Source organism: Inquilinus limosus MP06 (assembly GCF_000767795.1).
Classification (GTDB): domain Bacteria; phylum Pseudomonadota; class Alphaproteobacteria; order DSM-16000; family Inquilinaceae; genus Inquilinus; species Inquilinus limosus_E.
The window spans coordinates 1-8,720 of the sequence record NZ_JANX01000245.1; the positions used below are offsets into that span (position 1 = coordinate 1).

Consider the following 8,720-nt stretch of genomic DNA (forward strand, 5'->3'; position numbering starts at 1 on the left):
ATCGCGGCCCGGTCCGAGGCCGGGCCGCAATCGCGGCGCCGGGCGCGGGCCGCCGCGCGCTACCGTGCCAGCGTGTACGCGATCACGTAGTCGCCGATCTTGGTGCCGAACGAGCCGTGGCCGCCGGCGGCGGTGACGACGTATTGGTGGCCGTCGATCGCATAGGTCATCGGCGTCGACTGGCCGCCCGCCGGCAGCCGGTCCTCCCACAGCTGCGCGCCGTTGGTCACGTCATAGGCCCGGATGTAGTAGTCCATCGTCGAGGTCAGGAAGGCGACGCCGCCGGCGGTGGTCATCGGCCCGCCCAGGCTGGGCACGCCCATCTTCAGCGGGATCGGCACCGGCGCCTCGTCGCGGATCGTGCCGTTGCGGTGCATCCAGGCGATCTTCATGGTCTTCAGGTCGATCGCGGCCATGTAGCCCCAGGGCGGCCGCAGGCAGGGCAGGCCCAGCGGCGACAGGAAGCCCTGCAGGATCACGCCGTAGGGCGTGCCGTACATCGGTTGGACGCCGATCTCGCTGCCCGACGGGTGCGCGTCGTTCGGCGCGGCCGGATTGTCGGGGCCGCGCGGGATCAGCTTGGAGACGAAGGGCATGGCGATCGGGTTGGCGATGGCGATCTGCCGCACCGGGTCGACCGCGATGCCGCCCCATTCGAACATGCCGAGATTGCCCGGGAACACCAGCGTGCCCTGCAGCGAGGGCGGCGTGAACGTGCCCTCGTAGCGCAGCTGGTGGAACAGGATGCGGCAGGCCAGCTGGTCGAAGATCGTGGCGCCCCACATGTCGGCGCCGGTCAGCAGCGCCTCCGGCCGGAAGGTGAGCTCGGAGAAGGGCTGGGTCGGCGACAGCCGGTCGCCGGGGGCGGGGCCCTGCGGCACCGGCCGCTCCGGCGCCGGCACGATCAGCTCGCCGGTCCGCCGGTCGAGCACGAAGAGGTTTCCGGTCTTGGCCGGCTGCAGCACGGCCGGGCGCACGCCGCCCGGCCCCGGCAGATCGACCAGGCTGGGCTGCGACGGCAGGTCCATGTCCCACAGGTCGTGATGCACCGTCTGGTAGTGCCAGACGCGCTTGCCGGTGTTGATGTCCAGCGCCACCAGCGCGCTCGAATACCGCTCCGATTCCGGGCTGCGGTTGCCGCCCCAGATGTCGGGCGACTGCACGCCCATCGGCACGTAGACCAGGCCCAGCTGCGGATCGTAGGACGCGGTGATCCAGGAATTGGGCGAGTTGTTGGTGTAGGTGTGCGTGGCGGAGGGCAGGGCGTTCTCGTCGGCCGCCCCGGCATCCCAGGCCCAGACCAGCCTGCCGGTGTAGATGTCGAAGCCGCGGATGACGCCCGACGGCTCGTGGGTCGAGTAGTTGTCGATGACGGCGCCGGCGATGACGATGATCCGGTCGCTGACCACCGGCGGCGAGGTCGGCTCGTAGAAGCCGGCCGTCGTCACGCCCATCCCCTCCTGCAGGTTCAGCGTGCCGTGGTCGCCGAAGCCCTGGCACGGCGCGCCGGTCTCGGCGTTCAGCGCGATCATCCGGCCGTCATTGACCGGCAGGAAGATGGTGCGCGGGCAATCGGCCGGCGCCGGCGCGCCGGTGGTGTCGACCGCCCCGGCCGGGGCCTCGTGGTAGGAGACGCCGCGGCAGGTCAGGTGCTGGAAGGTCGGGTCGTTCTTGATCTTGGGGTCGTAGGACCAGCGCAGCGCCCCGGTCTTCGCATCGAGAGCGAACAGCCGCTGGTGCTGGGAGCAGAGATAGAGCGTGTCCCGCACCTTGATCGGGGTGACCTCGAAGGTGGTCTCCCCGGGATCGTTCGGGCCCGGCAGGTCGCCGGTGCGGAAGGTCCAGGCGACCTTGAGGTTCGTGACGTTCGCGGGCGTGATCTCGGCCAGCGGCGAATAGCGCTGGCCGGACTGGCCGCGGCCATAGGCGCGCCAGTCCTCGTCCGGCTGGTCGGCGGCGGGCTGCGGCGGCGCCGCGCCGGGGGCAGCCGCGGCGATGGTGCCGTCGATCGAGTGATAGCTGGACAGCAGGCCGGCCGCCAGCACCGCCACCGATGCCGCCACCCCGGCCCAAAGCGGCAGGGTCATGGCCTTGCCGGGCGTTCCGGCGGACCGGCGGAGGGCGCGCGTGACCCAGGGTGTCAGCAGCCACAGCGCCATCAGGAAGATCACGTCGCCCCGGGCGGCCAGCGGCCACCAGTCGAAGCGGATCTCGGCGACCGCCCAGGCCAGCGTCCCGATCAGCACGGCGGCGAAGATCCACAGGGCGGCGGGCCGCCCGGCGATCAGGAGCGCGCCGGTGGCCAGGATGCCGAGGCCGGCGATGAGGTAGTAGAGCGAGCCGCCGAGGGCGACGAGCCATGCGCCGCCCGCCGCCAGGGCCATGCCGATAACGCCGTACACCAACCCCGTCACCAGCAGGATCGGCCGTGATCTCGAAGGAAGAGGCATCTGCTGGACCCTCCGCTCTGATCGGTCTGTCCCGGCCCATCGGCTATGGACCGGATACACCCCCAGGACAGCCCCCGTTCCTTGTTGCGGCGATTGTCCACAGATTGCGGCGCGGGGTCGAGCGGCAAACGGCCCGCCGGCTTCCCGGTCAGCCCGGCCGGGTCCTGCCTGCGGCCCCGCTCAGGCGTCGAAATGCAGCAGCACCGAGAAGCCATCCTCCGGATCCTGCCGGAACTCGACGCGGCCGCGATGGGCCTTCATCACCTCGGCGGCGATGGCGAGACCCAGCCCGGTGCCGTCCTCCGAGCCGGAGTGGAACGGTTCCAGCGCCCGCGCCCGGTCGGCTTCCGGAATGCCGGGGCCGTCGTCGTTTACCTCGATCCAGGCGTCGCCCGGGCCGCCGCCGACCCGGACCGACAGCCGCGTCTCTGCGCCGTGGACCAGGGCGTTGTGGATGATGTTGGACAGGGCCTCGCGCAGGCTGACCGCATCGCCCTCGACCGTGACCGGCTCCTCCGGTGCCTCGAAGGCGATGCGCACGTCGCGGTCGAAGGACAGCGGCACCGACGCCGCCAGCACCGTCCGCGCCAGCTCCACCAGCTCGACCGGGGCGAAGGCGCCGATCTCGCCGCGATGGATCACCATGGCGTGGTTCAGCAGCTGGTTGGTCAGCCGCCCCAGCTCCGCCGTGCGCTGCCGCACCCGCTCCATCTGCTGCTCGCGCCGCTCGGCGGACGGCTCATGGCCCAGCAGCTCGACCTGGGCGTCCAGCGCGGCCAGCGGCGTGCGGATCTGGTGCGCAGCGTCGGCGATGAAGCGCTGCATCAGCCCGATGCGGCCGGCCAGCCGGCCCATGAACAGGTTGATCGAGGACACCAGCGTGCGGATCTCGGTCGGCGTGGCGACGTCGAGCGGCTTGAGGTCGTCCGGCGCGCGGTCGGCCAGCGCCCGCTCGATCCGGATCAGCGGCGCCAGCGCCCAGCGCACAGCCACCGCGCCGGCCACCATGGTCAGCACGCCCATGGCCAGGACGATCAGTACCGCCTGGCGGGTCAGGGACCGGGCCAGGGCGTCGCGCGCCCGGGTGGTCTGGGCTAGCACCACCGTGGCCCAGCCGCCGTCGCTGTCATCCATCCGGCGGCCCAGCACGGCGACGCGCACCGCCTCGCCCTGGAAGCGGCCATCCTCGACCACCACGCCGTGCCGGGCCTGCAGCGCCGTGGCGGGGTCGAGCCCGAGGTCCGGATATCCCGCCACCACCACGCCGCGCGGGTCGACCACCTTGTAGTAGACGAGGTCGTAGGCGGAGAGGGAGGCGAAGGCCGCGACCGGCGGGTCCAGCGCCACCACCCCGCCCTGCATGAACACGTTCTCCGCCACCTGCACCGTCCCGCCGACCAGCAGGCGGTCATAGGCCTCGCCCGCCGCCAGCCGGGCGTAATGCGCCGCGGCCGCGATCACCCCGGCGGTGCCGAGGCACACCACCACCGCGATGAAGGCGAGGATGCGGACATAGAGCGAGCCGCGGATCCGGTCAGCCGACGACAAGCTGGTACCCGAGGCCGCGCAGGGTGCGGATCTCGACCGAGGATCCCGCCAGCTTGCGGCGGATCCGGGTCACGTACTGCTCGACCGCGTTCGGGCTCGGCTCCTGGTCGAAACTGTAGATCTGGTCCAGCAGGTCGTCCTTGGAGACGATGCGGCCGGGCCGCGTCGCCAGGATCTCCAGCACCGTCAGCTCGCGCCGGGTCAAGTCGAGCGGCCGGCCCTGCACGGCGGCCAGCCGCGCCGCCCGGTCGATGGTGACGTCGCCGCAGGTCAGGACATTGCTGCTGTCGCCGGTGCGGCGGCGCAGCAGGGCGCGGGCCCGCGCCTCCAGCTCGCGATAGTCGAAGGGCTTGACCAGGTAGTCGTCGGCGCCGAGGTCGAGCGCGCCGACCCGGTCCTCGACGCCCGAGCGCGCGGTCAGCACCAGCACCGGGGTCGACCGGCGGCGCGCCCGCAGCTCCTTCAGGAGCGCGATGCCGTCGCGGCCGGGCAGCATGATGTCGAGCACCAGCAGGTCGTAATCCTGCACCCCGAGCATGTCCGCGGCGGCGTCGCCGTCGCGCTCCCAGTCGACCGCATGGCCCATGCGCTCCAGCCGGGCGACGATCGCCTCGCCGATATCCGCCGTGTCCTCGACCACCAGGATGCGCACGGGCTCTCCACTGTTCCGGTTCCGAGTCAGGCTGGCGTCAGCTTGATGCGGAACACTCCCTGCAACGGCCCGCCGAAGCGGAGCCGCCGCCAGGGAGGATATATGGCCATCGTGCAATCACCGCCAGCAGACGCGTTGCTCTCCGTCCGCCAGGTCACGCTGCAGTACAAGACCGACCAGGCGGTGGTCACCGCCACGCATCGCGTCGATTTCGACGTCCACCCCTCCGACCGCTTCATCCTGCTCGGGCCGTCCGGCTGCGGGAAGTCGACGCTCCTGAAGGCGATCGGCGGCTACATCGCGCCGACCGAGGGCGAGATCCGGCTGAAGGGCCGCGCGGTGTCCGAGCCCGGGCCGGACCGGATGATGGTGTTCCAGGAGTTCGACCAGCTGCTGCCCTGGAAGACGGTGCGCGAGAATGTGGCCTTCGCCCTGATCGCCAGCCGCCGCCTGGGCCCGGCCGAGGCACGCGATCGCGCCGGCCACTACATCGAGAAGGTCGGCCTGGCCAAGTTCGCGGACAGCTATCCGCACATGCTGTCGGGCGGCATGAAGCAGCGCGTCGCCATCGCCCGCGGCATGGCGATGGAGCCGGATGTGCTGCTGATGGACGAGCCCTTCGCCGCGCTCGACGCCCTGACCCGCCGGCGCATGCAGGACGAGCTGCTGCAGCTGTGGGAGGACACGCGCTTCACCGTGCTGTTCGTCACCCATTCGATCGAGGAGGCGATCCGCATCGGCAACCGCATCCTGTTGCTGTCGCCGCATCCGGGCCAAGTGAAGGCCGAGCTGAACAGCATCGGCCGCGACGACTGGGGCACCGCCGCCCAGGGCGCGCTGGAGGCGCGCATCAACGACATGCTGTTCGTCCATTGAAGGCCGCCGCCATGACCGACACGACGATTGCCGGAGGCGTGGCCTTCCGGCCCGAGATCCTGCGCGACACGCCGAAGACCGACATCCCGCCGGTGGAGAAGGCGATCTCCCCGGTCGAACGGGTCTACCGCCTGGGCTTCGTGCGCAAGACGCTGATCCTGCTGGTGCTGGCCGTGATCTGGGAGGGCTATGGACGCTGGCTGGGCAACCCGCTGCTGTTCCCGTCCTTCAGCGAGACGCTGGATGCTTTCCTGAGCAACATCGCCAGCGGCGTGCTGCCGGCCCGGGCGCTGGCGTCGCTGCAGACGCTGGTGATCGGCTACGCCATCGGCATCGCCCTGGCGGCGGTGCTGACCACTGTCGCCATCGGCTCGCGCATCGGCGCCGACCTGCTGGAGACCCTGACCTCGATGTTCAACCCGCTGCCGGCGATCGCGCTGCTGCCGCTGGCGCTGATCTGGTTCGGGCTGGGGCAGGGCAGCGTGATCTTCGTCCTGGTCCATTCGGTGCTATGGGCGATCGCGCTGAACACCCATTCCGGCTTCCGCGCCGTGTCCAACACGCTGCGCATGGTCGGGCTGAACTACGGGCTGCGGCGGCTGTCGCTGGTGCGGCACATCCTGATCCCGGCGGCGTTCCCGTCGATCCTGACCGGCCTCAAGGTCGGCTGGGCCTTCGCCTGGCGCACCCTGATCGCGGCCGAGCTGGTGTTCGGCGTCTCCTCGGGCTCCGGCGGGCTCGGCTGGTTCATCTACGAGAACCGCAACCAGCTGGAGACGGCGAACGTCTTCGCCGGCCTGTTCACCGTCATCCTCATCGGCCTGTTCGTCGAGAACGTGGTCTTCGCCACGGTCGAGAAAAAGACGATCCGCCGCTGGGGGATGCAGCACTGACGATCTGTGCAACAACGGGCCGGATCGGCCGGCCCGGACAAGGGAGGACACCATGGGAATGATGAAGAACCTGGCCGCGGCGGCGATCGCAACGGCGATCGGGCTCGGCCTCGCCGGCGCGGCGCGGGCCGAGGTCAGCGAGATCCGGGTCTCCAAGGGCTACGGCATCCTGTACCTGCCGCTGATCGTGATGCAGGACCAGAAGCTGTTCGAGAAGCAGGCCAAGGCGGCCGGCCTCGGCGACGTCTCGGTGAAATGGGTCATGCTCGACGGCGGCAACGTCATCAACGACGCGATGATGGCCGGCACGCTGGATTTCGCCGGCACCGGCGCGCCGGGCTTCATCACCCTCTGGGCAAAGGCCAAGGGCATACCGAATGTCGAGGTCACCGGCATCAGCGGTCTCAGCGCCACCTCGCTCTGGCTCAACAGCAACAAGCCGGAGCTGAAATCGCTGGCCGATTTCGGGCCGGAGGACAAGATCGCCCTGCCGGGGATCAAGACCTCGCTGTCGGCGGTGGTGCTGCAGATGATGGCGGCCAAGCAGTTCGGCCGCGAGAACTTCGCCAAGCTCGATCCGATGACGGTCAGCCTGCCGCATCCGGATGCGCTGGCGGCGCTGACCTCGGGCCAGACCGAGGTGAAGGCGCATTTCACCTCGCCGCCCTTCTCCTATCTCGAGATCAAGAACCCCAACATCCACCGCGTCGCCAGCTCGGTCGACGTGATCGGCAACATCACGCTGGACGTCGTCTTCGCGCCGAAGCGCTTCGTCGACGCCAACCCGAAGACGGCCGAGGCCTTCCTGGCCGCGCTGGACGAGGCCAACGCCTTCATCGCCGCGCACAAGCCGGAGGCGGCGGAGATCTTCTCGCGCAGTTCGGCGGTGAAGATCTCGCCCGAGGAGGTGCTGGAGATCCTGAACGACCCGGACACGCGCTTCTCCACGACCCCGACCAAGGTGATGGACTTCGCCGACTTCATGCATCTGGCCGGCACCATCAAGGTGAAGCCGGAAAGCTGGACCGAGCTGTTCATCCCGCAACTGGCGGGCCGGGCGGGGAGCTGAGGGCGAGGGGGTAGAGAGCTTTTCTGTCCTTGTACCGTCATTGCGAGCGCAGCGAAGCAATCCATGCAGCAGCTTGTGCGGGACGATGGATTGCTTCGTCGGCTTCGCCTCCTCGCAATGACGGCAAGGGGTTCGGCCACTCCCCTCGGCCCCTCCGCTGACCATGTCCGAAAACCGCGAGCGCGATCGCTCCGGACGTGACATGGTCGGGGCATGGAACCGCTCGACCCCGAAGCCTGCTACCGCGCCCTGGTGACCCGCGACCCGCGGTTCGACGGGCGCATCTTCGTCGGCGTCACCTCCACCGGCATCTATTGCCGCCCGGTCTGCCCGGCCCGCACGGCGAAGGCCGAGAACTGCCGCTTCTTCGCCTCCGCCGCCGCGGCGCAGGAGGCCGGGTTCCGGCCCTGCCTGCGCTGCCGGCCGGAGACGGCGCCCGACCTCGCCTCCTGGCGCGGCACCTCCAACACCGTGTCGCGCGCCCTGGCGCTGATCGCCGATGGTGGCCTGGACGGCGAGGCGGGGGTGGAGGCGCTGGCCGACCGGCTCGGTGTCGGCGGCCGCCAGCTGCGCCGCCTGTTCAAGCAGCATCTCGGCGCCACGCCGGTCGCCGTGGCCCAGACCCGGCGCGTGCTGTTCGCCAAGCAGCTGCTGCAGGAGACGCGGATGCCGATGGCCGAGGTGGCGATGGCCGCCGGCTTCGGCAGCGTCCGCCGCTTCAACGAGACCTTCCAGGAGCTGTTCCGCCGCCCGCCCAGCGCCCTGCGCCGCCGGGCCTGGGCCGGGCTGCCGGTCGATTCGGTCGCCGCGACCGGGGTGACGCTGCGGCTGCGCTACCGCCCGCCCTATGACTGGCCGGCGATGCTGGCCTATCTGCGGGCCCGCGCCATCGACGGGGTGGAGCAGGTCGAAGGCGAGGTCTACCGCCGCAGCGTCGCCGAGGGCGACGAAATCGGCACCGTCGAGATCCGGCACGAGCCGGCGCGCAGCAACCTGGCGGTGCTGGTGCGCTTCCCCTCGGTGCGCGCCCTGCCGGGCATCCTGGCCCGGGTCCGCCGCGTCTTCGACGTCGGCGCCGATATCGAGGCAATCGACGCCCATCTGTCGCAGGACCCGTTCCTGGCGCCTTTGGTGGCGCGGCGGCCCGGCCTGCGCGCCCCCGGCGGCTGGGACGGGTTCGAGCTGGCGGTACGCGCCGTGCTGGGCCAGCAGGTCACGGTGGTCGCGGCGCG

At 70.7% G+C, this 8,720-nt stretch carries 7 protein-coding genes; 4 read left to right on the forward strand and 3 right to left on the reverse strand.

From position 1 onward, the window contains the following. Positions 1–59: 59 nt before the first annotated feature. The 3 genes from P409_RS18590 to P409_RS18600 form a co-directional block, all read right to left on the reverse strand. Positions 60–2,450, reverse strand: coding sequence for a glucose/quinate/shikimate family membrane-bound PQQ-dependent dehydrogenase (locus P409_RS18590; RefSeq protein WP_034841131.1), 2,391 nt, complete (start codon positions 2,448–2,450; stop codon positions 60–62). Between the two features lie 180 nt (positions 2,451–2,630). Beyond that, complete coding sequence (locus P409_RS18595; protein ID WP_034841136.1) at positions 2,631–3,998, reverse strand: sensor histidine kinase; 1,368 nt, start codon at positions 3,996–3,998, stop codon at positions 2,631–2,633. Further along, positions 3,985–4,650, reverse strand: a complete 666-nt coding sequence (locus P409_RS18600) for a response regulator transcription factor (RefSeq protein WP_034841140.1) — start codon at positions 4,648–4,650, stop codon at positions 3,985–3,987. The genes P409_RS18595 and P409_RS18600 overlap by 14 nt, the downstream gene beginning before the upstream one ends. Before the next feature lie 135 nt (positions 4,651–4,785). Between P409_RS18600 and P409_RS18605 the strand changes: the two genes are divergently transcribed. The 4 genes from P409_RS18605 to P409_RS18620 form a co-directional block, all read left to right on the forward strand. Then, positions 4,786–5,526, forward strand: coding sequence for an ABC transporter ATP-binding protein (locus tag P409_RS18605; protein ID WP_238578718.1), 741 nt, complete (start codon positions 4,786–4,788; stop codon positions 5,524–5,526). An 11-nt stretch (positions 5,527–5,537) separates the two neighbouring features. After that, a complete protein-coding gene (locus P409_RS18610; protein ID WP_152613435.1) occupies positions 5,538–6,419 on the forward strand; it encodes an ABC transporter permease in 882 nt (293 codons plus the stop codon). Positions 6,420–6,471: 52 nt separating this feature from the next. Then, a complete protein-coding gene (locus P409_RS18615) occupies positions 6,472–7,488 on the forward strand; it encodes an ABC transporter substrate-binding protein (protein ID WP_034841149.1) in 1,017 nt (338 codons plus the stop codon). A 213-nt stretch (positions 7,489–7,701) separates the two neighbouring features. After that, on the forward strand, positions 7,702–8,720 hold a 1,019-nt coding region (locus P409_RS18620), incomplete at its 3' end, for a bifunctional transcriptional activator/DNA repair enzyme AdaA (RefSeq protein WP_034841153.1).